At 69.8% G+C, this 23,939-nt stretch carries 17 protein-coding genes; 9 read left to right on the top strand and 8 right to left on the bottom strand.

Annotated features, from left to right (window positions below; genetic code table 11):
* The first annotated feature begins 47 nt into the window (after positions 1 to 47).
* Positions 48 to 926 carry a dihydrodipicolinate synthase family protein gene (locus ACFYPR_RS20410; protein ID WP_354855706.1) on the top strand — a complete coding sequence of 293 codons (879 nt, stop codon included), beginning with the start codon at positions 48 to 50 and terminating at the stop codon, positions 924 to 926.
* Positions 927 to 959: 33 nt separating this feature from the next.
* Here the strand turns inward: ACFYPR_RS20410 and ACFYPR_RS20415 are convergent, their stop codons facing one another.
* The gene (locus ACFYPR_RS20415) at positions 960 to 2,585 is read right to left on the bottom strand and encodes a glycoside hydrolase family 43 protein (protein WP_355066363.1); all 1,626 of its coding nucleotides are present in this window, start codon (positions 2,583 to 2,585) and stop codon (positions 960 to 962) included.
* 250 nt (positions 2,586 to 2,835) lie between these two features.
* On the opposite strand from ACFYPR_RS20415, the gene ACFYPR_RS20420 reads away from it, so the two are divergent.
* The 4 genes from ACFYPR_RS20420 to ACFYPR_RS20435 all read left to right on the top strand — a co-directional run bounded on the left by ACFYPR_RS20420 (position 2,836) and on the right by ACFYPR_RS20435 (position 7,089).
* Positions 2,836 to 4,131, top strand: a complete 1,296-nt coding sequence (locus ACFYPR_RS20420) for an extracellular solute-binding protein (RefSeq protein ID WP_355066361.1) — start codon at positions 2,836 to 2,838, stop codon at positions 4,129 to 4,131.
* A 52-nt stretch (positions 4,132 to 4,183) separates the two neighbouring features.
* Positions 4,184 to 5,182, top strand: coding sequence for a sugar ABC transporter permease (locus ACFYPR_RS20425; protein ID WP_354855703.1), 999 nt, complete (start codon positions 4,184 to 4,186; stop codon positions 5,180 to 5,182).
* The gene (locus tag ACFYPR_RS20430) at positions 5,179 to 6,018 is read left to right on the top strand and encodes a carbohydrate ABC transporter permease (RefSeq protein WP_387261595.1); all 840 of its coding nucleotides are present in this window, start codon (positions 5,179 to 5,181) and stop codon (positions 6,016 to 6,018) included. The genes ACFYPR_RS20425 and ACFYPR_RS20430 overlap by 4 nt, the downstream gene beginning before the upstream one ends.
* 90 nt (positions 6,019 to 6,108) lie before the next feature.
* Positions 6,109 to 7,089 carry a LacI family DNA-binding transcriptional regulator gene (locus ACFYPR_RS20435; RefSeq protein ID WP_387183796.1) on the top strand — a complete coding sequence of 327 codons (981 nt, stop codon included), beginning with the start codon at positions 6,109 to 6,111 and terminating at the stop codon, positions 7,087 to 7,089.
* 53 nt (positions 7,090 to 7,142) lie between these two features.
* On the opposite strand, the gene ACFYPR_RS20440 is transcribed toward ACFYPR_RS20435, so the two are convergent.
* From ACFYPR_RS20440 to ACFYPR_RS20460, 5 genes are all read right to left on the bottom strand, one after another.
* Positions 7,143 to 7,850, bottom strand: a complete 708-nt coding sequence (locus tag ACFYPR_RS20440; RefSeq protein ID WP_387261598.1) for a vancomycin high temperature exclusion protein — start codon at positions 7,848 to 7,850, stop codon at positions 7,143 to 7,145.
* A gap of 89 nt (positions 7,851 to 7,939) precedes the next feature.
* Complete coding sequence (locus tag ACFYPR_RS20445; protein WP_354855699.1) at positions 7,940 to 9,382, bottom strand: B12-binding domain-containing radical SAM protein; 1,443 nt, start codon at positions 9,380 to 9,382, stop codon at positions 7,940 to 7,942.
* A 220-nt stretch (positions 9,383 to 9,602) separates the two neighbouring features.
* Positions 9,603 to 10,286: an HAD hydrolase-like protein gene (locus ACFYPR_RS20450; RefSeq protein ID WP_355066352.1), complete on the bottom strand. Its 684-nt coding sequence runs from the start codon at positions 10,284 to 10,286 to the stop codon at positions 9,603 to 9,605.
* Between the two features lie 4 nt (positions 10,287 to 10,290).
* Positions 10,291 to 12,429 (bottom strand): hypothetical protein, encoded by a 2,139-nt coding sequence (locus ACFYPR_RS20455; RefSeq protein WP_355066350.1) that lies wholly within the window; start codon positions 12,427 to 12,429, stop codon positions 10,291 to 10,293.
* A gap of 280 nt (positions 12,430 to 12,709) precedes the next feature.
* Entirely contained in the window at positions 12,710 to 14,050 is a 1,341-nt protein-coding gene (locus tag ACFYPR_RS20460; protein ID WP_355066349.1) for a PHB depolymerase family esterase, read from the bottom strand.
* A gap of 524 nt (positions 14,051 to 14,574) precedes the next feature.
* On the opposite strand from ACFYPR_RS20460, the gene ACFYPR_RS20465 reads away from it, so the two are divergent.
* Together ACFYPR_RS20465 and ACFYPR_RS20470 are read left to right on the top strand one after the other, a co-directional pair.
* A complete protein-coding gene (locus tag ACFYPR_RS20465) occupies positions 14,575 to 16,641 on the top strand; it encodes a cellulose binding domain-containing protein (protein WP_387183667.1) in 2,067 nt (688 codons plus the stop codon).
* Positions 16,642 to 16,778: 137 nt separating this feature from the next.
* Entirely contained in the window at positions 16,779 to 17,579 is an 801-nt protein-coding gene (locus ACFYPR_RS20470) for an SAM-dependent methyltransferase (RefSeq protein WP_387183670.1), read from the top strand.
* A 3-nt stretch (positions 17,580 to 17,582) separates the two neighbouring features.
* Here the strand turns inward: ACFYPR_RS20470 and ACFYPR_RS20475 are convergent, their stop codons facing one another.
* Complete coding sequence (locus ACFYPR_RS20475) at positions 17,583 to 18,563, bottom strand: DUF559 domain-containing protein (protein WP_363941208.1); 981 nt, start codon at positions 18,561 to 18,563, stop codon at positions 17,583 to 17,585.
* Positions 18,564 to 20,022: 1,459 nt separating this feature from the next.
* On the opposite strand from ACFYPR_RS20475, the gene ACFYPR_RS20480 reads away from it, so the two are divergent.
* Together ACFYPR_RS20480 and ACFYPR_RS20485 are read left to right on the top strand one after the other, a co-directional pair.
* Positions 20,023 to 20,823 (top strand): helix-turn-helix transcriptional regulator, encoded by an 801-nt coding sequence (locus tag ACFYPR_RS20480; protein WP_387261601.1) that lies wholly within the window; start codon positions 20,023 to 20,025, stop codon positions 20,821 to 20,823.
* Positions 20,814 to 21,005 (top strand): DUF397 domain-containing protein, encoded by a 192-nt coding sequence (locus ACFYPR_RS20485; protein WP_354862322.1) that lies wholly within the window; start codon positions 20,814 to 20,816, stop codon positions 21,003 to 21,005. The genes ACFYPR_RS20480 and ACFYPR_RS20485 overlap by 10 nt, the downstream gene beginning before the upstream one ends.
* Before the next feature lie 74 nt (positions 21,006 to 21,079).
* Here ACFYPR_RS20485 and ACFYPR_RS20490 read toward each other — a convergent pair whose 3' ends face one another.
* The gene (locus ACFYPR_RS20490) at positions 21,080 to 23,854 is read right to left on the bottom strand and encodes a M14 family zinc carboxypeptidase (RefSeq protein WP_387261604.1); all 2,775 of its coding nucleotides are present in this window, start codon (positions 23,852 to 23,854) and stop codon (positions 21,080 to 21,082) included.
* Positions 23,855 to 23,939: the final 85 nt, after the last annotated feature.

A 23,939-nucleotide genomic window follows, 5' to 3' on the forward strand; every position in this document is an offset into this window, starting at 1 on the left:
AGCAATCGGAACTGGACCTTCCCGGTCGGTCAGCCGAGAGTGGAGGCATGACCCTGACCGGCCTGTACGTTCCGCTCATCACGCCGTTCGACCTCGCGGGGGACATCGCCGTCGACGCGCTGACGGCCCTCGCGAACGATGCCCTGGACGCCGGCGCGGCCGGTGTGGTCGCGCTCGGCACGACGGGGGAGCCGGCCGCCCTCAGCGACGACGAGCGCGGCACGGTGCTCGACGTCCTGTCCGCGGTCTGCCGTGCGCGCCGCTCGCACCTGCTCGTCGGCGCCAACAGCGTCGAGGCGTTGCGCGCCCTGGCCGACCGGCCCGAGGTGACAGCGGCGCTCTGCCTGGTGCCCCCGTTCCTGCGGCCGGGCGGCGCGGGAGTGCTCGCCCACTTCGCCCACCTCGCCCAGGCCAGCCCGGTGCCGCTGGTCGTCTACCACGTCCCGTACCGCACGGGGCAGCAGCTCGGCCCGGACGACCTTCGACAGCTCGCCGGCCTGCCCGGCGTCATCGGCATCAAGTACGCCACCGGGGGGATCGACGGGGACACCGTCGACTTCCTCGCCGACATCCGGCCCGGCTTCGCCGTACTCGGTGGGGAGGACCCGCTCATCTCGCCGCTGCTCGCCCTCGGCGCGCACGGCGCGATCGCGGCCTCGGCCCAGGTCGCCGCCGCGGACTTCGTCCAGCTGGTCGCGCACTGGCAGGCCGGGGACCTCGTGCGGGGGCGGGCGCTCGGCCATCGGCTCGCGGGCCTGTCCGCGGCGCTGTTCGCCGAGCCCAACCCGACAGTGATCAAGTCGGTGCTCCACGCGCGGGGTCGCATCCCGACGGCCGCCGTACGGCTGCCGCTGCTGCCCGCCGGTCCGGACGCCGCGCGGCGGGCGCTCCGGCGCCTGGACGAGCTGACGAGCGCGTCGAGGTGACCGGACGGCGCCCGCCGCGCCGCGTCCGCGTGGTCAGTGCTCCCGGTAGGTGGCCCGGTCGAAGTCGGCGTACACCCCGTCGCCGCCGAGATCCTGCACCCACAGGCCGACGAACGCCCCGGTGAAGCCCCACGCGGCCGGCTCCCCGTCGATGATCAGGGCGGCGTGCTCGTCGGACAGGATGGTCGCGTCCAAGTCGATGGGCAGCCGCTGCCAGCCCGCGCCGAGGTCGTAGTCGAAGCGCACCACGGGCCCGTCGAACACCGCCCGCAGACCGACCCGGTCGACACCGCTGGCATCGACGGTCAGCTCGGGGTACGGGGTGCGCCGCCCGTTGTCCGAGCTGAGCAGCTCCAGCACCGTACGCCCGTCGTCGGCCCGGGTCAGGTAGAGGTGATGCCAGTTGAGGGTGTTGTAGTACGCGGTGATCCCGGCGAGCTGACGGTGGTCGACCGGGTCGAACTCGACCACGGTCTCCAGCGAGCAGTGCGTCGCCCCGACCCGTCGCGCGACCAGGCTCGGCGCCTGTCGACCCACCGGCGACTGCCCACCGTGGACCCGCAGGTGCGAGGGGCGGGACGTCAGGTCGACCCAGTCCGCAGTGGCCGGCCGGCGCAGCGTCGACCAGCAGGAACCCAGCTCGGCGGCGTCGAAGTCGTCGGTGGCGGGCTCCTGGGGCCACGGATGCGGGGACAGGTCGGGAGCGGCGACCTCCTCGGCGGGCACCCCTCCGGAAATCCGGGGCCAACCGCCCGACGGCCACTCGACCCGCTGGATCGCCGTCTCCCGGCCCAGCACACAGTTGCCCAGCGGGGAGTAGGGACGGCCGACCAGGTGGGCCAGATACCACCCGCCGTCCGGGGTCTGGACCAGGCTGCCGTGACCGGCCTTCTGCAACCGCAGGTCCGGCCGACCGACGGAGGTGAGCAACGGCCCCTCCGGGTCCACTTCGTACGGACCGAACAACTCCCGCGAGCGTGCCACGGTGACCTGGTGCTCCCAGCTCGTGCCGCCCTCGGCGGTGATCAACCAGTACCAGCCGTCGTGGCGGTACAGGTGCGGGCCCTCGGTGACCCCGACCGGTGTGCCGGTGAAGAGCATGCGGGGCCGGTCGACGAGACGACGCGCCGCTCGGTCGTACTGCTGGATCTCGATGCCACCGAAGCGGTCGCGGCCGGGTCGCCAGTCGGCGCTCATGCTCAGCAGCCAGCTGGTGCCGTCGTCGTCGTGGAACAGGGAGGCGTCGAAGCCGCGCCCGTGCAGTTTCACCGGATCCGACCAGGGGCCGGCGATGTCGGGCGCGGTGATCAGGAAGTTCTGCGGATCCCAGTAGCCGCTGGCGAAGCTGGCGACGTCGCTGTAGACGAGGTGGAACTCCCCATCCTGGTACGTCAGGTCGGGCGCCCACACACCGTTGGAGTCGCCGCAGCCACGAAGGTCGAGCAGGCGGCGGTCGGTGATGATCCCGCCCAACGGGCGCCAGTTGACGAGGTCGCGGGAGTGGTGCACGCGAACCCCCGGATACCACTCGAACGTCGAGGTGGCCAGGTAGAAGTCGTCGCCGACGCGCAGGATCGACGGATCCGGGTGGAACCCGGCGAGGACGGGGTTGCGGATCGACCAGGCAGCGGTCGCCACGTCAGCGGTGTCGGTCGACACGGGGGCTCCTCTGTGCGGCTATGAAACTTCCGGAAACTTGCGGGGACCAGATCACTGGAAGCCCCTCGTACGGTAGCCGGTCTTATCGCGATAGGACAGGGGTCTTGACCGCTGGGGGAACTGCTCGTAGCGTCCCGGCCATCGATCGGTAATACCGACGAAGCAATGAAAGTTCCGGAGATCCAGGTTCGAACCCTTGCCGGCTCGGCCGGCGTCCGAGCACCCCGTGAGTCCCCCGAAGGGATGGATCATGACAGCGCACCTTTCCCGCCGATCGCTGCTCGGCCTGGCCGGCGCCGGCGCCGGCGCCTACCTGCTGAGCGCCTGTAGTGGCGACGAGAAGTCCAGCGACCCGAACGCCCCGCAGACCATCAACTGGTGGCACATCCAGAACACCGAGCCGATGCTGCCGGTGTGGGCCGCGATGGCCAACGAGTACAAGACCGCGCACAGCAACGTCACGTTCACCATCCAGCCGCTGGAGAACGAGGCGTTCAAGGCCAAGCTGACCACCGCCACCCAGGCCGGCGACCCGCCGGACCTCTTCCAGTCCTGGGGCGGCGGCGTGCTCAAGCAGCAGGTCGACGCGGGCCTGGTCAAGGACCTCACCGACGACGTGAAGGATCTGGTCAGCGGCATCCTGCCCGCCGCCATGCAGCCGTACACGATCGACGGCAAGATCTACGGCATCCCGTTCGACATCGGGATGGTCGGGTTCTGGTACAACAAGGACCTCTTCGCCCGCGCCGGCATCACCGAGCCGCCCACCACCTGGACGGGCGTGCTCGACGCGGTCCGCAAGCTCAAGACCGCCGGCATCACCCCGGTCGCCATCGCCGGCAAGGACAAGTGGCCGGCCCACTTCTACTGGTCCTACCTGGCCATGCGCATCGGCGGCGTCGGCGCGCTGCAGAAGGCCGTCGATGACAAGAACTTCGACACCCCAGACCTCGTCGCCGCGGGAGAGCGGCTCAAGGAACTCGTCGACCTGCAGCCCTTCCAGAAGGGTTTCCTCGGCGCCGAGTACGGCTCCCCGGACGGGCAGGCCGCCACGATGGGCAACGGCGGTGCGGCCATGGAGCTGATGGGGCAGTGGGCGCCGGCGGTGCAGGCGTCCAGCTCCACCAGCAAGAAGGGCCTCGGCGACAAGCTGGGCTTCTTCCCGTTCCCGGCCGTGGACGGCGGCAAGGGCACCGCCACCGAGGTCTTCGGCGGTGGCAACGGCTTCGCCGTCGGCAAGGACGCGCCGGCCGCCACCATCGACTTCCTGAAGTTCCTGCTGAGCGTCGACAACCAGCGTCGTTCCGCGAAGACCGGCGCGGTGCTGCCCACGGTGAAGGACGCCACCGACGCCATCACCGACGCCAACAACAAGGTCGTCGCGGAGACCCTGGCCAAGAACACCGGTTTCCAGCTCTACCTCGACCAGGCGTACGCGCCCGCGCTCGGGCAGCAGATCAACGACAGCGTCGCCGAGATCATCGCCGGCAAGAAGCAGCCCGCGGCGATCCTCAAGGACATCACGCAGGTGGCGAAGACCGTCTGACCGTGACCCCGTATCCATCCGTAGCCGGCGATAGAACCCGAGTGGAGCAGGCATGACCAGGCCATCGACCGTGTCGGACACGAGGCGCGGCGACACGGCGACCGATCCGCCGGCACCGGGGCCGGGCACCACGCGACAGCGTGGCCGCCAGCCCCGGCCGGGGCGGGGTGGCGTCCTCGCCGTCTTCCTGGCGCCCGCCCTGGCGCTGTTCCTGCTGCTGGTGATCGCGCCGATCCTGGTGGCCGGCTACGCCAGCCTCTACAAGTGGAACGGCTTCGGGCTGCCGGAGAACTTCGTCGGGCTGGACAACTACACCCGAGCCTTCGGCGATCCGACCTTCCGGGGCGACCTGTGGCGTGGCCTCGTGCTCGTGCTGCTCTCCCTCGCCGTGCAACTGCCCGCGGCGCTGGCCCTGGCCATGCTCCTCAACCAGCCGTTGCGCGGCCGGGCCGCGTACCGGCTGATCTTCTTCGCCCCGTACGTGCTCTCCGAGGTCACCACGGCCGTCCTGTTCACCCTGGTGTTCTCGCCGAACCGGGGCCTGGGGGAGTCGGTCTCGCGCTGGTTGGGCGCCGACGCGGGCGCCGTCTTCGCCGACCCCGACACCGTGCTGTTCGCCGTCTTCCTGGTGGTGTCCTGGAAGTACTTCGGCCTCTACATGATGCTCTTCCTGGCCGCCCGTCAGGGCATCCCGAAGGAGCTGTCCGAGGCCGCGGTCACCGACGGCGCCACCGCCTGGCAGGCATTCCGGCACGTCACCCTGCCCCTGCTCGGCCCGACGATCCGCATCAGCATCTTCCTGTCGGTCATCGGCACCATCCAACTGTTCGACATGGTCTGGGTGCTGACCGGCGGCGGCCCGATCCACACCTCGGAGACCATGGCCGTCACGATGTACCAGTACGGCTTCCGCCGCTTCGAGGTCGGCTACGCCAGCGCGATCAGCATCGTCATGTTCCTGCTGAGCCTCGTCTTCGCCCTGTTCTACCAGCGCATCGTCCTGCGTCGGGACACCGCGGGTGCGATCACCAACCAGGGAGGCCAGCGATGACCGCCACGACCAGTCGCGCCCAGCGGACCCGCAGCCTCGTCCTGCACCTCATCTGCATCGGCGTCGGCGCGCTCATCGTCGTGCCGGTCTGGTTCGGTGTGATCGGCGGCTTCAAGGACAACGGTCAGCTGTCGACGAACCCACTGGGCCTGCCCGACCCGTGGGTGCCGTCGAACTACACCGACCTCTTCGCCTCCGGCGTGTTCTGGCGACAGCTCGGCAACAGCCTGCTCATCGCCGTCAGCAGCACCGTCATCGTGGTCGGCGCGGCGGCGATGGCGGCGTTCGTCTTCGCCCGCTACGCCTTCCGGGGCCGCGAGTTCCTGGTCACCCTGTTCGCGATCGGCCTGATGTTCCCGTTCGCGGTGGCGATCCTGCCGCTGTTCGTCCTGCTCCGCGGCCTGGGCCTGCTGGACAACCCCCTCGGTGTCATCCTGCCCCAAGCCGCGTTCGGGCTGCCGATCACCATCATCATCCTGCGCCAGTTCTTCCGGACCATTCCCGCCGAGGTGGAGGAGGCCGCCGTCCTCGACGGCTGCGGCTCCTTCGGGTTCTTCTGGCGGGTCCTGCTGCCGATGGCCCGTCCCGCCCTGGCCACCGTCTCGGTGCTGGCGGTCGTGACGAGCTGGAACAACTTCATGCTCCCGCTGGTCGTCTTCAGCGACCAGAGTTGGTGGACGCTCCCCGTCGGGGTCCAGGCGTTCCAGGGCCAGTACGCCGACGACACCGCCCGGGTGCTCGCCTACGTCGTCCTGTCCATGATTCCGGCCCTGGGCTTCTACGCCGTGGCCGAACGCCAACTCATCGGCGGCCTGACCGGCAGCGTCAAGGGGTGACGACACCGGATCGCCAACCCAGCTGAAGCGTCCCGCAGAACAAAGGAGCGGACCGTGGGCTCCGACAACGGCCGAAACGTCACCATCGCGATGATCGCGCGACTGGCCGGTGTGTCCGTGCCCACGGTCTCCCGGGTCATCAACGGTCGCTCCGACGTCGCTCCCGAGACCCGGGAGCGCGTCGAGCGGCTGCTCAACCACCACGGTTACCGCCGTCGCACCCAGGCCCGGCGGACCGAGGCCGCACTGATCGACCTGGTCTTCAACGACCTGGACAGCCCATGGGCCGTGGAGATCATCCGTGGGGTGGAGGACGTCGCCCGTGCCAGTGGCGTCGGCACCGTCGTCTCCGCCATCCACTGGCGCATCTCCTCGGCCAAGCAGTGGCTGGACAACATGCGTACCCGATCCACCGAGGGCGTCATCTTCGTGACCTCGATGGTGAACCCACCGCTGCAGGCGGAGCTGCGCCGGCTGCACCTGCCAGTGGTCATCATCGACCCCGCCGGTGTCGACCCGCAGGAGTCGCCCACCATCGGCGCCACCAACTGGGCGGGCAGCCTGAGCGCCAACCAGTACCTGCTCGGCCTCGGCCACCGCCGCATCGGCTTCATCGCCGGACCACCACACCTGATGTGCAGCCGGGCCCGGATGGACGGGTACCGCGCGGCGCTCGGCGCCGCCGGCATCGCCGTTGACGACGCCCTCATCAGGCCCGGCAACTTCTACCACGAGGCCGGCTTCACCTCGGGTACGCAACTACTGGCCCTGCCCGACCCACCCACCGCCATCTTCGCCTCCAGCGACCAGATGGCGCTCGGCGTCTACGAGGCCGTCCGCAAAAGCGGCCTGCGGGTGCCCGACGACATCAGCGTGGTCGGCTTCGACGACCTACCGGAGGTCCGCTGGTGCTCCCCACCGCTGACCACGGTCCGCCAGCCACTGGCCGAGATGGGCATGCTGGCCGCCCGAACCGTGCTGCGCCTTGCCGGAGGCGAGAAGACCGAGAGCCCGCGCATCGAACTCGCCACCGAACTCGTCGTGCGCGACAGCGCCAGCCCGCCCCGCTGACCTTGCCGGGCCCGCGCGACCGTCGCGGTTCTTTTTCGGTACGCCTCCTGCGCTCAGGCGTCGCGCAGGGCGTCGTCGACACCGGTCTCGCGGCGACCGAGGTGAGCGGGCTCCCGGCCGGACAACACGTCCACCGCGGCCTTCAGGCAGGCGCCGTTCTCGCGCAGGGAACCGAACCGCCACGTCCGGGAATACCGCTTCGCGCTGTCGTCGCCCACCCCCTGAGCGTCGATGCCGAGGCGCCGACACAACGCCACGGCCCGGGGCAGATGGAACGACTGGGTCACGACCGTCGCCCGTTGCACGCCGAAGATCTGCCGGGCCCGCGCGCAGGAGTCGTACGTGTCGAAGCCGGCGTAGTCCAGCACGACCTTGCGTGCCGGCACACCCCGGTCGACCAACCAGCGCAGCATCGCTTCCGGCTCGTTGTAGTCGGCGTTCATGTTGTCGCCGGACACCAGGATCGCGGTCACCTTGCCCCGGTCGATGAGCCGCCGCGCGATCTCCAGACGGGCCGCGAGAAAGGGTGACGGCGTACCGTCGGCGTCCACCTTGGTGCCGAGGACCAGGGCGACCGGCGCCGCCGGCACCTGGGCCTCGTCGTAGAGGTGGCCGTCCGCGGCGCCGCGGACCCACGTCACGCTGGCGACCGTGCCGCCGGTCAGCAGCACCGCGCCCACCACCAACCCGAAGAGGGTACGACGGACGAACCGTCGATGCTCCGTGCACCACCGCCTGGCCGCTCCGAGTCGTCCCCGCATGCCGCGAGAGTATTCGGGCTTCGCTCATGGCGGTCGGGTCGGGGCGGTCACCTTCAGCCGAGGTCGTGCTCCTCGACGTGCTGCTCCGACTACGCGAGCATCCGATGTGCCGCAGCTGAGCTTGCAACCTGCTCGCGAGCGTGCGTTGCCGTGCCGACCATCGGTGACGTCGTGCCGCGTGCGCGTTCCACCCGCTCCAGAGTGGCAACGAAGTCACGGCGCCACGTAGGCGCATTCCAGTCATAGCTGAACGCCCAGGGAGCAACCCCGCGCAGTTCGACTCCTGGCGGGGGGTGAGAGACCATCGGTGCGCCGCGGACCATCTCCAGCATGTTCAACGAGCAGTCGACCCGGTCAGCGGGCGCCGCCGCCTGTAGGCGGAGCAACCACGCCAGTTGTGCCTGCGCCTCCTGCTCCTGCTCTCCTGGAAAGCCAAAGATCAAGTTCGTCACGACGGTGATACCCGCCTCCGCCAGCGCCAGGATCAGTTCCTCAAGCATCGCGGGATCGGCTCGCTTGTCGAACAGCCGCTGACCAGCCGGGCTGATCGTCTCCACGCCGATCTCCAGCGTGGCGAGTCCGGAGTCGGCCAGGAATGAGGCCAGCGGAAGCAGCGCTCGACTGGCCTTCGTCGTTGCGCTCCATCGCAGTCCAGTCACCGGCTCGTGGCGCAACGCCTCGGCCAGGGTGCGCAGCATCGGCGCTGTGAACAGAGAGTCCTTCAAGGAGAAGCGGCGGACGTCGTGGGCCCGGACGAGCGCGCTGATCGTCCGCGCCGCGGCATCTGGGGCGAGGGCGGTGACCTGCCGTTCGACGACCGGGTAGGTGCAGAAGGTGCATCGCCCGTAGGAACACCCTCGTGAGAACTGGACCGGCAGCGTCAGCGAACGGCGGTCGTAGAGAGCGAGCTGGCGGGCGTGGAACGTGGGTAGATACTCGAACGGAGCGTCTGCTGGAGTTTGCGCTGGTAGCAGCGGTCGCCGGATGCCGCGAGGGCTGAGTCGGACCAGAGTCGCCACGAACTCGTCTTCACAGTGACCGGCCAGCACAAGGTCGACCAGGTCCCGGATGCCGTTGTCACGGTGAATCCGATCTCCCAACAGGGTTACGTGACTGCCACCGAGCATGGTCGTCGTGCCGGGCCAGATCTCCTTGACCACCCGCAGTACGAGCAGACCGACGAAAACCTGGGACGGCCCCATCAGGGACACGCCCACCACCGCGGGTGGGGTGTCGCACGAAGCTTGGAGCTGCTGTTCGAGCCACGTCCGCCACGGCTCCGGCTCGGCGGCGGCGGCCGTCACGGCGGCCGTGATCGCATCGGTTGGGTAGTGCATCCCCGCCACTGGATCGGCGGTGTCGGGCAGATGCAGCGGAGGCGTACCACGCAGACCCGTGTGGGCGAAGAGCCATCGCGCGGCGGCCGCCACGCTCGACCGGTCCTTGCCGTGGTCGCCCAGTGTGCTGCGGAGGGTGCCAGCCTGATTGCCGAACCGGTTGAGTAAGAGAATGTTGAGGTCCAGGACCTCCACGTTAAAGCCGTGACGTGCGGCGACGGTCGCGAGGATCGCCGGGCCCAGCGGAGGGTTGGTGTCCGATGGAGACGGTGGCGGTACGACGATCAACGCGTCGCAGAACGGTGGTGGCGTGTGGGATGAAGACGACCGGACAACTCGAGGTGATGCCATTGGCGACCTCGCACTCCGTGAGGCATTGATTGCTCACAGTTTAGGCAGTGCGATTGGAGGTGGTCTATATGCGATGGAGAACCTCGCGAAGGTCCCTGATTCGGAAGTCCGCGCTGCAGTTGCGAAATGCAAAGTCGGGATGGGCGAAGAGGTAGGTCGTCCCCCCGGCCACCTCTGCCAATCGCATGTCGCTCGCCGAGTCTCCGATGATCACGATCTCCTCGAAGGCCTGTTGGCCGACGAGGTACCCGGCGAGAACATCCCTCTTGGTGGTCTTCACGTCCAGGACATGCTGGTCCACAGCGAACGCCCGCCCCGGCAGGAAATAGTCCGCGAGTTCCAGCAGTTTGAGGAACATGTCGAGGGTGCCGGGGCGGGTGTTGGAGATGACGATCTGCTGGTGCTGGATGGCTATGGCGTCCAGTACGTCGGTGACATGTGGAGTCGGTTTCATCCAGTGATACTGCAGGTCAGGCCGCTCCTCGGAGAGGGTGAAGCACGCGTCCTGCAGCTCCAGGTGCCGGTGGTGCGTCTCGTTGGGCAGGAGGAAGTCAAAGTATTCGTACCACTTGTGGCCGTACAGGCGGCGGCCGTCCTCGTACCCGAATCTTTGCTCGTATCCGAAGGTGGCGAGCACCTCGTTGGAGATGTCGATCACGGCTCGATCGTTGCCCTGCTCCAGTACGCCGTGCAGATCCCAGACAAAGAGTTTCACGAGTTCGCCCTTCCCGTGGTCGCGTAGTGTCATCTGCTCATCCCGCAAACGACGTCGAGCTTCCGTCCGCAATGGGCCGACGGGAGATCGCCTGCAACATCTCGGACAGCTTCTCTTCCATCGCCGACGTCAGCCCTTGGCCGGACAACGCAGTGGTGGCCGCGCGGAGCGTCGACAGGGAACGGCCACCGATACTCTCATGCCGCACCAGATAGATGTCCATGAAGGTGTACAGGTCGACGTAGCGGCGTTGCGGGGGGATTGCCTGGAAGGTGGTGCTCTCGAACATCGCCAACACTCGGGTCGTCGTGCGTTCGTGCGGCGGGTAGGGCGGCAGATCCAGGAAGGGTGGGCGGCCTGCCCTCACGTCGCCGTAGTAGTAGAGGACGTAGCCGCGGCTGCAGGCCCGGAACGCCGAGTCGTACTGCAGCAGGTAGAAGAACCGTGACAGCGCCGAGTCCGACTCGTGGTGGCACAACGCCCACAGAATCGAGCTCAACAGGAACTCGTCTCGCTCTCGCTGCAGCAATGCGGTCAGCTGCTCAGGAGCCGCCGGACTGGTCCGCGAGATCAAGTAGACCAGCAGGTTGCAAACCGTCAGCCGGTCACCCGTGTCGAGACCTGGTTCATCACGCAGATGCCGGTACAGCTGGGAAAGCCGTTCGCCGAGCCGGTGGTCGGCCAGCTCCTGCAGCTGACCGATCAAGTGGTGGCGGACCTCTCTCGTCAGGTCGCGACGCAGCAACGTCACAGCCTGCTCGGGGGAGAGCACGGCGAGCAGCCGGTCGCGAATGTGCCGGGCCAGCAGGTATTCGTAGAACGAGTAGTGCAGGAACTCGCCGACTTCGGTGCCGTGGAGAGTGCGCCGGTCGATCACCTGGTCGAGTGCTCTGATTTCGGCCCCGCGTCCGCGGCTGGTTGCGAGAGCGGCGTGCAGGTCGGCCATCGGTATGGCGTCCGCCGGCAGTTCGCGTGCGTGCACGAGCCAGGCCGCCGTCTGCCAGACCGACAGCGACTGGCCGGCCCAAGCGGGATGGGTGCTGCGCACCGCGAAGTCGGTTGTACGGCTCAGCCGGTTGAGATACTCGCCGTAGAGGTTACTTGCACTGCTGATCCGCGTTGCGGCGTCATGGCCGATGAAGGTGAGCATCCGGGCGTAGAGCGGACGCTCTACGAGTCTCGTCAACCGTTCCGAGTCGACCACGGTCCGGTAGAGATCGGGATCGGCGATCAGCCCCTGCCGTTGCAGCCGGATCAGATAGTCCGCGAACTCGGTCTCCGCCGACCAGCCCTTGAGCACGAACACCTCGTCGAAGCTGATCGCGGTGGTCTCGAAGGCGATCCATTCCTCGTATTCCCTGGTGCGGGAGGTGACAAGCGCCGGGGCGTGTTGGAGCAGTTGCAGCAGTGCGACGGTGAGCGGCCCGTCGCCGGCCAATTCACTCGCCTCGTCCAGGCCATCGACAAGCACCACGGCGTCCGTCGCTGCCGTCGGGTCGAGTCCTGCCTGCTGCAAACGGTCGAGGACCTCCACAGCGTCAAGCGCGCGCAGCGGAATGGGTATCAGGCCGGCTTGTTGTAGTTCGAGCGCCGCGCCGTAGAGCGAGAGGCTCTTTCCGGACCCGGGCTCGCCGAGCAGAAGCACCGACTCGCCCTGATGGAGAGGGGCCATCAGTGCCGCCACGGCATGCTCGCCCACTTCTGGGCCTCGCTCGTGATACCGGGTCATTCGGCCGGGCACGAACAGGTCCAACCGATGCAGCTCGGCGAGGCTCAGATCAAGGGGGTATGCGGTCCTTCTCCGACCGAGACGGCTGACCAGTCCCGTCGAGAGGCGTCTCAGTCGGATCCGTTGTTCCTCGCGTCGGTCGTCTACCGGCGCTTCCTGTTCAGCGGACTCGACAACTGTGGACGGCGGCGGTGCCGGTGGCGCGGTCTCGGCGTCCGCCAGGTCCGGGTGACTCGGGGTTTTCGTTCCGCCGTCCGGCAACACCGTCAGGACGACAGTTAGCCCGACCAAGAGCAGTGCCAGTACGCCGAGTGAGTGCCACGGGTGGGTGCGGACCAACTCCAGCCAGCCGGGCCACCGCTGCTGGGCCGACGCCTCGTTGGTGATCAGCCCGGTGAGCACTGTCGCGGCTGAGAGGACGCCGGTGACCGCGATTGCCACCACCATCCGCGGCGTCCTCATCATGCGCATCCCTCATCACCAGTCGGTGGTGGTCGGATGTTCGGCGCGGCCGCCAACCGTTTCCCGCTTGTTGACGGACCGTGACCATGGCCTGACTCCAGGCTAACGCCCGTCTTCCAAGCTGGCTGCCCAGCGATCCGTGGAGAGCCACGACGGGGCCGAGCCCCACTGGCTGGCCGTCTGGAGCGGAATCGCGGCCCGGCTCCGGAAGATCCCGGGCCGGGCCGCATCGTCGCCGGTAGCACCGACCGATCGGGCTACCGCATCAGCTTCTGGTCCACCTCTGGCTGGTCCCGCCGTTGCAGGTCGAGAGGACCACCGGGCTGCCGTTGGCGGTGCCAGCGGAGTTCGGGGTGAGGCACAGACCCGACTGGACTCCGGTGACCGTGCCGTCGGTTCCGAGGTTCCACTGCTGGTTGGCACCGCCGTTGCAGTCCCAGATGATCACCCGAGTCCCGGAGGACGTCCCGGCGCCCTCGGCGTCCAGGCACTTGGTGCCGTACACCTGGAGTTGCCTGCCGGTCGTCGACGTCCACTGCTGGTTGGTGCCGCCGTTGCAGTCCCACAACGCCACCTGGGTGCCGTTCGTCTGCGACCGGGACGGGACGTCCAGGCACCGGCCGGCGTTGACGTTGCGCAGCGGCGCCGCCGTGCCGCCCGGCGGCGGGGTGGTGGGGTTGGGGTTGGTGGTGTCGAAGCCGAGGAAGCGGATGGCCTGGGCGGCGTCGAACGGGATCGAGTGGCCGTAGCCCTGGAAGCTGATCGCCTCGACCGGGGCGGTGGGGCCGGTGCCTCCGTAGCGGGTGCGGGTGGCGCTCGTCTGGGGGTAGTCGGTGTAGCTGGGGGTCTGCGAGACGCCCAGCACGTTGGTCCACTGTTTGATCTGCTCGCCGAAGTTGACGTAGCTCAGCGTGGTGTCCGTGGTGCCGTGCCAGATCTGGACGCGGGGGCGGGCGCCGGTGTAGCCGGGGTAGGCGTTGCGCACGAGGTCGCCCCACTGCTGCGGGGTTTTGGTGATGCGTCCGCCGGAGCATTCGCTGTTCCACTCGGCGCCGTTGGTGGTGGCGAAGCAGCCGAACGGGACTCCGGAGGAGCTGAAGCCGGCGTTGAACACGTCCGGGTAGAGGCCGAGCATGACGTTGGTCATCATGGCGCCGGAGGAGAAACCGCCCACGGCGATCCGGGTCGGGTCGACCGGGTAGCGGCTGCGGACGTAGTCCAGCATGGACTTCAGGCCGACGGGGTCGCTGCCGCCGTCGCGGCGCAGGGCCTGCGGGGAGGAGACGTCCCAGCATTTGCTGCTGCGGGTGACCGACGGGTAGATCACGATGAAGCCGTAGCGGTCGGCCAGGGAGCTGAGGCCGAAACCGGTGTGCACGGCCGGGCCGCTGCCCGTGCAGTAGTGCAGCGCGAGGAGCAGCGCCGGGCGGGCCGCGACCCGGTCCGGCACGTACAGGTGCATCTGCAGGTTCGTCGGGTTGGTGCCGAAGTTGCTCACCTGGGTGAGCGTCGCGGCCGACGCCGGGGTGGCGAGCGTGACCACGGCCGTCATCGTCGCCAGAGCCGTCGCCAGCCCGGCGGCCAGCAGCGCGAGCCTTGTTCTCATCGGCGGTTCCTCCACAGTGGGTGCAGCGGTGGCGGTGGGGGTGTGCGGGGAGAAGGCCCGGACCGGTCATCGGCACGACGAACCACGCGGGCGCGCGGAGTCCACCGCGCGTCACCCGCGGGCTGTTGACCGGTCCGGTCGCGACGCCCGCCTGCCGGCGGGCGTCCTGACCAGCGACGGCTCTCCCGGTGAGCCGTTGACGCTGGGCGTCTCGCATCGACTGTGAGCGATAACATGTCGTTCGTCAAGACGTAACGTATGACGTCATTTCAGTCGTGGGAGCGCCTGCTTCGGGCGGGTCCCCTTGAGATCCCCGATTCGACCATGACATTCTTGGCCGTCGATAACCTGCTGCGCGCGGGGCTGACGCCCGTCCACTGGGCAGCCGGGACCGGACCACGGATCCCGGAGGACGGGGATTGAGTGATGGGGCGCCGGGGCCTGTCCGTCCACGAGTCCGCCCGCCGCCGCGCCGCTTTCTGCCGGCCGGGTGACTCACCGTCGTTTCCCGAAGGAACCCAGCCATGCAGATACCGAACCGCCGCGCGGCGCTCCTGGCGGGCGTGCTGCTCGCCGCGAGCGCACTCTCCGGCATCCACCCTCCGACAGCGATGGCGGCGGCCGACCCCGGCGCCGTCGCCGTGACCGTGAACGCCCGCGCCGGACTGGCGCGGGTGTCCGACACCGCCTTGGGCGTCAACCACGCCATCTGGGACCAGAACCTGGGCACCGCCGAGACGTCGGACCTGCTGCGCGACGCCGGCGTGCAGATGATGCGCTATCCCGGCGGCTCGTACGCCGACATCTACCACTGGAAGGACCACACCGCGCCCGGCGGGTACGTCGCCCCGAACACCGACTTCGACACGTTCATGGCGGCGGTCAGGCGGGTCGGTGCCCAACCGATGATCATCGCGAACTACGGCACCGGTACGCCGTCCGAGGCCGCCGACTGGGTGCGCTACGCCAACGTGACCAAGGGTTACGGGGCGAGGTACTGGACGATCGGCAACGAGAACTACGGCAACGGGCTCTACGGGTCGGCGTGGGAGGCGGACGACCACCCGGACAAGAGCGCCAGCCAGTACGCGCGGCTGGTGATCGAGTACGCCGACGCGATGAAGGCGGTCGACCCGAGCATCAGGGTCGGCGCGGTGCTGACCATGCCGGGCAACTGGCCGGACGGCATCACCGCCGGCGGCGACCCCGGCCCCTGGAACCAGACCGTGCTCTCCCTCGCCGGCCCGAAGATCGATTTCGTGGACGTGCACTGGTACCCCGGTGGCAGCGCCGCCGAGTCGCTGACCCGCACCAACCAGCTCCCCGACGCGACGTACCTGCTCCGGCAGCAGCTCAGCCGGTACGCGGGCCCGAACGCCGACCGGATCGGCATCAGCTTCACCGAGCTGAACGTCGGCGCCGGCCAGAACACCCAGCCCGGGGCGCTGTTCCTCGCCGACGCGTACAGCGGGCTGCTGGAGAACGGCGTCTTCACCGCCCAGTGGTGGAACGTCCACAACGGCATCGGCACCGTGAGCGAGGTGGCGGGCCAGACCGACTACGGCGACTTCGGCATGCTGTCCAGCGGCGGCTGCACGGCGGACGGCTCGGTGTGCGAGCCGCCGTTGAACACGCCGTTCGCGCCGTACCACGCTCTGACGATGATGAAGCTCTTCGCGAAGACCGGCGACCAGTTCATCCGTGCCGGCACCGACGAGCCGCTGGTCAGCGCGCACGCCGTCCGCCGGACCAACGGGGACCTGGCCGTGCTGCTGATCAACAAGGACCCGGACGCGGCCCACGACGTCGCCATCGACTACGCCGGGTTCACGCCGTCGACAGCCGCGCCGACGGTGTCCACCCTCACCAACGGCGCGACGGGCATCGCCACCGGCCAGTCCGGCTCGGCGATCAGCCGGACGCTGCCGCCGTACTCGTTGACGACGCTCGTGCTGCGCCCGGCCGGCGCGACCGCCGGGCGGCCGTCGGCCCCGGGCCAGCCCACCGCCAGCGGCGTCACCGACCGGGGCGCGACGATCACCTGGCCGGCGGCCACCGCCGGCAGCAGCCCGATCGCCAAGTACGAGGTGTACCGGCAGAACGGCGCGGTCAGCGAGCAGTTCGGCGAGACGGCGACGACGTCGTTCACGGTCGGCAACCTGGTGCCGGGCAGCAGGTACACAGTCAACGTGCTGGCCCGTGACACGGCCGGCCGGGTGTCGTGGGCCTCACCGCCGTTGACGTTCGCCACCGGCAGCCCGGCGACCAGCGCGTGCACGGTCCGCTTCACCGCCAGCAACGACTGGGGCAACGGCTACATCGGGGGCGTCGAGATCACCAACAACGGGACGAAACCCATCACCGGCTGGACGCTAACCTGGACCTGGCCGACCGGGTGGCAGCAGGTGAGCAGTGGCTGGAGCGCCACCTGGGAGCAGGTCGGCAGGGCCGTGCGCGTCACCCCGACCGACGACAACCGGCAGATCGCCGCCGGCGCCACCGTCAGCGCCGGGTTCGTCGGCGCGTACAGCGGGCCGAACGTGCTCCCCACCGCGTTCACCCTCAACGGCACCGTCTGCACGACCGGCTGACCGCGCCCGTCGACGATCGTGATGCCTGTGAGTTGTCCAGATGACCCACAGGCATCACGCTCGTGCCGACTCCGGGGGTCCGTGATCGACCATCGTGGACGGTATGCTGCGGGCTCGGCGGGGAGAGGTGGTCGGCCATGACGCAGTCGGAGCCCAGGCTGAGCCTGCAGACCGACCGGCCGAACGCGGCGCGGATGTTCGACTACTACCTCGGCGGCAAGGACAACTTCGCCGCCGACCGGGCCGCCGCCGAGATGGTGTTGCAGGTCGCGCCGTGGATGCCCGAGGCCGCCCGGCAGGGCCGCGACCTGATCGCCCGTACGGTCCGCCACCTCGTCGAGGAGAAGGGCGTCCGGCAGATCCTGGACCTCGGTTCCGGGCTGCCGACCCGGGACAACGTGCACGAGATCGCCCACCGCATCGACCCGGGCGTACGCGTCGTCTACGTCGACAACGACCCGGTGGTGTGCGCCCACGGGCGTGCCCTGCTCGCCGACGCGGCGACGGTGTCGGTCGTGGAGGCCGACCTGTGCCGACCCGCCGAGGTGCTTTCCCATCCGGAGGTCGCCGCCGCCATCGACTTCGACAGCCCGGTCGCGGTCCTCATGATGTTCGTGCTGCACCTGGTGCCCGACGAGCAGGTCCCGCACCACATCGTGGCGACCTACCGCGACGCGCTCGCCCCCGGCAGCTACCTGGCGCTGTCCCACGCCAGCACCGACGTGCACCCCGACCTGATGGCCCGCATCTCGGCGATCTACGCCCGCGCGAACACGCCGTTCGTACCGCGCGGCCACGCCGACGTCACCCGGTTCTTCGGCGACTTCGTCCTCGATTCGCCCGGTCTGGTCAACATGTGGCCGTACCCCGAGCCGCCCGCCACCGTCGACGCCGAGGTCGCTCGTACCGGCTACAGCGGCGTGGCCCGCAAACCGTAGGCATCATCGGGCTTGTTCCGGCGACCGTCGCGCCGCGCCGGTCGGGCTCCAGCCGGCCGCGACCAGCGCCCGTCGAACGGTGTCGGCGACCTCGTCGGGGCGGGCGCGGACCAGCCAGGCGGGGAAGCGCAGGATACGGTCACCGCTGGTCCATACGTCGTTCTGCCGGCGCATGTCCGCCGCCCACTGCCGGGCGTCCATGTGGTGCGCGCCGTCGATCTCCACCTGCACCCGCCACTCGTGCCAGTACGCGTCCAACCAGCGGTTGCGGCCCGCCGCGTCGACGCGGTGTCGTTGCAGGTCCGGCGCGGGCAGCCGGTGCCGCCGGCACAGCCGTACAAAATTGATCTCGGAGAGCGCCTGCGCACCGCCGGCGATGTCGGCGACGGCCTGCCGGATCAGCCGTCGGCGAGGTGCCCGGGGCAGGACGTCGAGCACGGCATCCAGTTCCTCGGGTAGCACGCGACGCTGCTGGCATCCGGCGGCCAACAACCCCTGCGCCTCGTCCACGCCGCCCGCCCATCCGGCCGCGTCCACCAGGGAGCGGGCCGTCGTCGTGCGTGGCGGACGGGCGAGCTGAACATGCCCGTCCGGCAGCACCGACGTGCGATGGACCAGCACCGCGGGCATGTCGATGGGCAGCCGACGCAGGGCGGTCCGCGCGGCGCGACGCTCGGCCGGCACCAGCACGTGCAGTGGTTCGCGCCGCAGTCCCCGTACGCCCGCCTCGGCAGCCGCGGTCACCCCGGCCAGGACCGCTCCCGGACCGGCCGCAAGCACCGCCACCCACAGTTGCTGGTCGCGGGTGAGTCGACCATTACCGGCCAGCACGATCCCCTGACAGACCGACCGCCAGCGTCCGGAGCGAATCCGGCCCCGGACCGTCCCCTCGGTGACGAGCCCGGAGAGCTGCGCGGTCGTCAGCACACCCGCCTGCTCGAAGGCGAGCCAGTCGAGTGCGTCGGCGTCATCAGGAGGCAACATCCCGTCGAGCCTTCCCACCTGGTTGGTGCCGCGCCATCACATGGCGGACAGTTCTGCCGCTGGCGTACAGCCCTCGTTGCTGCCGCTGCCGCTTGCTGCTGCCGCCGCCGCTGCTGCCGCTGCCGCTGCTGTCGTTGCGGCGTTGCGGCGTTGCGGCGTTGCCGCGTTGCCGTGCTGCCGCTCCGCGCTGCCGTTCGGCGTCCGCCGCGTGTCGCGTGTCGTGCGCCGTGCGCCGTGCGGCGTGGCCGCGTTGCCGTTCGGCGTCCGTCGCGTGTCGTGCGCCGTCCGCCGCGTGTCGCGTGTCGCGTGCCGTGCGGCCCTGCGCCGTGCGGCCGTGCGCGGCGTTGCCGCGCGCTCCGTTGCTGTCGCCCGTGCAGATCTTGGACAGTTTCCGTTAGCAGCTAACGGAAACTGTCCAAGATCTGCAGGGATTCGGGCATGAGTGGGTGTGTGGCTAGCGGGGGGAGGCCCAGGTGGTGAAGCGGTCGGTCAGGTTTGGGGGTGGTTTATCCGGATTGAGGGCAGTGAGGTGGGCGGCGGCCTCCGCCTGAAGCGCCGCCAGGTGGGCCAGCAGGGCCGGGCGATCAAGCCGGTAGGTCGCGAGGAGGCGGAGCTTGGCGGCCGAGCAGGGCCAGGCGATTCCGCAGGTGCCGCAGCGCCACGTCGGGCGGGCCGGCTGATGGTCGTGAGCACGCCGGGGCATCAGCCGACCCGCGCCGGACCGCGCATTGCCGGGCGCCGAGCAGCACGACGCGGCGGTGCCGTGGGCCGGGACGGTGTGGTGGTCGGGCGCGGCGGTGCGGTGACGGGTACCGCAATGGGCTTGGGCGGCGCGGCGGTCCGGGGTGGGGTGGCGGTCCGGGATGGCGCGGGCGTCGGGGATGGGGTGGCGGTCCGGGGTGGAGTGCCGGTCCGGGGTGGGGTGGCGGTCCGCGGTGGGGTGGCGGTCGGGGGTGGCGCGGTCGTTCGGGGTGGGGTGGCAGGTGGGGAGGGGAGCCAGCGCGCGCCGGAGGGCATCAGGTAAAGCTCGCGGCGGGCGACGGCGTCGCCGCTCGGGCCGAGTTGGTAGGCGTCGATCCACAACCAACCGTGGTACGTGTGGCGGCCGGTCAGGGCGCGGATCACGCGGACGGTGATGGGGCGGGCAAACTGCGGGCTTGCGGCACGGGTCAGGTACAGCAGGTCGCCGGAGCGTACCTGCGGTGGTTGGTCGATGGGCATGGTGATCTCCGCTGGCAGTCGTTGGGAGGGGCCGCCCCGTGAGTGCTCGCCCAGAGGGCGGCCCGGTACGAACGCGTCCGCCGGGTCTCGGGTCCTCCACCGGCCGCGCCGCTGGTGACACTCTGCTGTGGAGTCCACTACGCTCGGAAGGTGGTTCGCCGGTTCGGGCTGAGCTGGCGAAACGTTCCACGCCGGGCAGTGGCGTGAGTAATTGATCTTCCGGCTTGGGGAGCTTTGAATGGCTGATCTGCCGCACCCGCTCGCCGCGTTCATCGTGGGCGAGATTCGTCGCGCCCGAGGGGCCGCCGGGATGACGCAGGAGGCGTTCGGCCGGGGTGCCGGCTTCAGCGCCTCCCACGTCAGCGCCGTGGAGGGCGAGACGCGGGCGCTCACGATGGACTTCATCAAGGGCGCCGACCGGGCACTCAACAACGGCGGCCTGTTCGAACGCATGGTCGCGAAGCTCGGGGCGCCGTCCTGGTTCCTGCCCTGGTTGGACGCCGAACGCGTCGCGACTCAGCTCCGGTCCTGGCAGCCATCCCTGGTACCCGGCCTGCTTCAGACCGAGCAGTACGCCCGAGCGGTCATTCGCTGCGACGACACACTCAGCGATGAGGAGGTCGACAAGCGGCTTGCTGCTCGGCTCGACCGGCAATCGATCCTCACTCAGCCGAAGGCGCCGCAATTTGTCGCGGTCATCGGGGAGGAGGTGCTGCGGCGTGCGGGCGAGGACTTTCGAGGAATCATGGCAGGGCAGATCACGCACCTGGCGGCCATGGCGGAACGCCCAAACGTCAGTGTCCACATCGTGCCGGTCGACGTGAGCATGCACGCCGGGCTGACCGGCCCGTTCATCCTGGCTCGGGCGGCGGACGGCAAATGGGTCGGCCAGCTGGAGAATCAGCTTGGCGGGCTGGTCATCAGCAACGACGATGACGTGGCTACGCTTCTGTCGAAGTGGGAGACCGTGCGGAACGAGGCTCTACCTCGGCGGCAGTCAACCGACCTGATGAAGGAAGTGGTGACGTCATGGACCTGATTGGCGCTACGTGGCGCAAGTCCACTCGCAGCGGCTCCAGCGGGGGCGACTGCGTCGAGGTTGCGGACAATCTGCCGGGCATCGTCGGTGTGCGGGACTCCAAGGACCCCGATGGGCCGGCCCTGGTCTTCGGGCCGGCGTCCTGGCGGGCGTTCGTCGCCGAGGTCGCCCAGCGGTCGTAATCCACCCTCGAAACGCGCGGAAGCGCCCGCCCCCGAGAACCCGGGGACGGGCGCTTCGCTGTGCAGGGGACCGGTCAGGCGACCACCGACCGTAGTGGCACTCCGGCGGCGCGCAGCGCGCGTACCAGATCGGCCGTGAACGGGTGCTCGTCGGCCTGGAGGCCCTGCGGGTTGGGGATCACGACGTACGCCGAGGTGCCCTTCGCGGACGTCCGGGCGTCGGTGGTGAAGCGTTCGACGATGGCCCGCGTGCGAGCCAGGTCCGTCGCCGCGACCTCGATGGTGGTCGGCCGCCATCCGCCGCCCAGGTCCGCCGCGACCGGCACCGACGCGGCGCTGGCGCGCGCCGCGTCGGTGCCCGGCGTGCGTCGGGCGTCGGGTGCGCCCGGCGGGTAGAGCAGCGCGTTGGCCACCAGGTGCAGACCATTCTCGTTGTACGCGCGAAAGAGCGGGTTGAACGCGAACAGCACCGACCTGCCGGCGCCGGTCGGCTCGTCGACGACGGCGGCCGTGCCCTTCAGTGTGTCCGCGCCGACGGTGTAGCCGTTGGCCCAGAACGTGTCGTCGGTCGGGTAGGTGAGCACGTTCGTCCCGGTGGTGCTGGGGTTGAGGATCGGGTCGCTGTTGTTGAACTCGAAGTCCTCGGCGGGGCGGCCGAGGGCGACCGGGTTGTCGGTGTCGACGTCGACCCGCAGGTGCGAGCCGATCACCAGGTAGTCGGCCGGTTTGGTCTTCTCTGTGGTGGAGGTGAGCCCGGCGGCGCGGGCCAGCCGGGTGCCCTCGTTGCGCAGCCCGACGTAGGTGTGGCCCTGGGCGATCCAGTCGCGCAGGTTGGCCTGCCCGGCGGCGGTCAGGCCGCCGGTCGGGCTGCTGCCGTCGGGGACCAGCAGCACCGTACGCCCGGTGAACGCCGCGGTGTTGTCGTTGATGTCGGCAGTGGTGACCGGCTTGAGGGCGAGGCCCCACCGCTTGCCGAGCACGTACCGGGCCTCGCCGTGGGAGCCGGACGTGGTGGAGATGCCGGTGCCCTGGAACAGCCCGACGTCGGGCAGGTCGAGGCGGGTCCCGGTGGGGCGTCCGCCGGGGGTGAGGGTGACCCCGGCGGCCTCGGCCAGGTCGTCGACCGTACGGCTCAGCCGGGTCGCCGGGATCGCGACGCGGTTGGTGTCGAGGTCCCGCACGAGCGGCACGCCGCGGCCGAGCAGGGTGAAGGTGAGCTCCGCGGCGGCGGCCGAGTCCAGCGGGTACGTGTAGGAGCCCCACGGCCAGGCCAGCCCGCTGCGGCCGCCGGAGATCCCCCGGACCGGCTGGGCCTGCGGGCGGACGTTGTCTCCCGTGTAGATCGTGGACACGCCCATCAGCAGCGGATTGCTCCAGGAGGACACGTCGTAGAAGTACGGGAACGGGACGTACGGGTCCTCGCCCATGATCGCCTGGATCCAGTGTTTCTGCGGCTGGTCCATCGGGATCCAGTACGCGCCCTTGGGCACCGTGACGTTGGTGGCGCTGCGACCGCCGAAGACCCGCGCGGTGGGCACGCGGGTGGGCTTCTGCACCTCGTACACCTCGACGTCCATGCGGCGCAGCCGCTCGACGAGGCGGCGGACGTCGGCGAGCTGCCGGTCGGGCAGCAGGAAGTACGAGCGGACCGTGACGGCCGGCACCGGGAACTGGACCTCGTTGGTGGGCTGCACCACCTCGTTCGGCTCCAGGGCGCCCGTCCGGCCCTCGGCGAGCGCGTCGGTCCAGATGTCGAAGTAGCCGTCCAGCACCTCGCGCTTGTTGGCGGCGGCCCAGCCGAGCGTCGACCACTGGGTGTGGAACTGCTGCTGCACCCGGTCGGCGACGGCCGAGGCGCTGCCCTTCTCGTACGTCATGCCGGCCGCGCCGAAGCCGGTGGTCGGCACGGTGTCGCCGTAGCCCATGAAGAACATGTCGTACGTGTCGTAGTTGAAGTAGCACTCGGTGGTGACCGTGTCGTCGCAGGCGCCGTTGTAGCCGAAGCCGGCCTTGTTGGCCTCGCCGATCCGGTTGATCCAGTCCACCGCCTCGCCGGCGATCTCGTGGTGGATCGGGTCGGCGTTGGGCGGGAAGAAGTACTGCCGGCCGCCCATCTCGTGGGCGTCGATGAAGACCTGCGGCGGGTAGCGGCGCAGCAGTTCGAGCTTGCCGTCCGTCTCCTGCTGGGTGCGGGCGAACCAGTCCCGGTTCAGGTCGAAGCCGAACTCGTTCTGCCGCCGGGTGGCGTCGCGGCCGTCCGGGTTCTGCGTCGGGACGATGATGGTGACCAGGTTGTCGTTGCGCCGCGCGACCTCGCAGGACAGGCCGGCCGCCAACTCGTACAGCGTCTTGAGCGCCGCGTCGGTGCCACTCTTCTCGCCGCCGTGCACGTTCGCGGTGACCCAGACGATGGCCGGGCCGTCCTTCGCCGTCCGGGCGGCCGTCCGCGCGCTCGTCCGGCGGGGGTCACGCAGGTCCCGTACGTCGTCGGCGATCTTCCGCAGGGCGGACGGCCGCACGTGGCGCTCGTTGGACACCACCGCGTACGGCAGGGGCTGGCCGAGCACGCTGGTGGCCGTCACACCCGTGACGACCCGGTCGGAGGCGCTGTCCACGGCCCCGAGGTAGGTGCGGACCTCGTCGTTGGTGACGACCCGCTCCTGGCCCGCGCCGAGGGGGAAGCCGAGCACGGCCTCCGGGGCGGGCACGCTGGCCAGCCGTGCGCTCGGGTCGGTGCTGCATCTCGACGGTGGGGCGCCGCTCGCGGCCGGAGTGCCGCCGAGCAGGGGAGTCAGACCGAGCAGGAGCGCGACGGCGGCGGCACCCGCCAGTCGCTTCGGGGGGACCATCCGGATCGGACGCGACGATGGGGCCATGTCTCGGGTTCCCTTCTTGGGGGAAAGCCTCGCAGTGGCCGGAGCCTATGAACCGGCC

The sequence above is a fragment of the Micromonospora sp. NPDC005254 genome, assembly GCF_042872525.1.
Classification (GTDB): domain Bacteria; phylum Actinomycetota; class Actinomycetes; order Mycobacteriales; family Micromonosporaceae; genus Micromonospora.

Bases quoted from the DNA above. Each gene is read 5' to 3' on its own strand.
- ACFYPR_RS20410 (WP_354855706.1), top strand. From the start codon at position 48: ATGACCCTGACCGGCCTGTACGTTCCGCTCATCACGCCGTTCGACCTC.
- ACFYPR_RS20420 (WP_355066361.1), top strand. From the start codon at position 2,836: ATGACAGCGCACCTTTCCCGCCGATCGCTGCTCGGCCTGGCCGGCGCC.
- ACFYPR_RS20425 (WP_354855703.1), top strand. From the start codon at position 4,184: ATGACCAGGCCATCGACCGTGTCGGACACGAGGCGCGGCGACACGGCG.
- ACFYPR_RS20430 (WP_387261595.1), top strand. From the start codon at position 5,179: ATGACCGCCACGACCAGTCGCGCCCAGCGGACCCGCAGCCTCGTCCTG.
- ACFYPR_RS20435 (WP_387183796.1), top strand. From the start codon at position 6,109: ATGATCGCGCGACTGGCCGGTGTGTCCGTGCCCACGGTCTCCCGGGTC.
- ACFYPR_RS20440 (WP_387261598.1), bottom strand. From the start codon at position 7,850: ATGCGGGGACGACTCGGAGCGGCCAGGCGGTGGTGCACGGAGCATCGA.
- ACFYPR_RS20450 (WP_355066352.1), bottom strand. From the start codon at position 10,286: ATGACACTACGCGACCACGGGAAGGGCGAACTCGTGAAACTCTTTGTC.
- ACFYPR_RS20455 (WP_355066350.1), bottom strand. From the start codon at position 12,429: ATGGTGGTGGCAATCGCGGTCACCGGCGTCCTCTCAGCCGCGACAGTG.
- ACFYPR_RS20460 (WP_355066349.1), bottom strand. From the start codon at position 14,050: ATGAGAACAAGGCTCGCGCTGCTGGCCGCCGGGCTGGCGACGGCTCTG.
- ACFYPR_RS20465 (WP_387183667.1), top strand. From the start codon at position 14,575: ATGCAGATACCGAACCGCCGCGCGGCGCTCCTGGCGGGCGTGCTGCTC.
- ACFYPR_RS20470 (WP_387183670.1), top strand. From the start codon at position 16,779: ATGACGCAGTCGGAGCCCAGGCTGAGCCTGCAGACCGACCGGCCGAAC.
- ACFYPR_RS20475 (WP_363941208.1), bottom strand. From the start codon at position 18,563: ATGTTGCCTCCTGATGACGCCGACGCACTCGACTGGCTCGCCTTCGAG.
- ACFYPR_RS20480 (WP_387261601.1), top strand. From the start codon at position 20,023: ATGGCTGATCTGCCGCACCCGCTCGCCGCGTTCATCGTGGGCGAGATT.
- ACFYPR_RS20485 (WP_354862322.1), top strand. From the start codon at position 20,814: ATGGACCTGATTGGCGCTACGTGGCGCAAGTCCACTCGCAGCGGCTCC.
- ACFYPR_RS20490 (WP_387261604.1), bottom strand. From the start codon at position 23,854: ATGGTCCCCCCGAAGCGACTGGCGGGTGCCGCCGCCGTCGCGCTCCTG.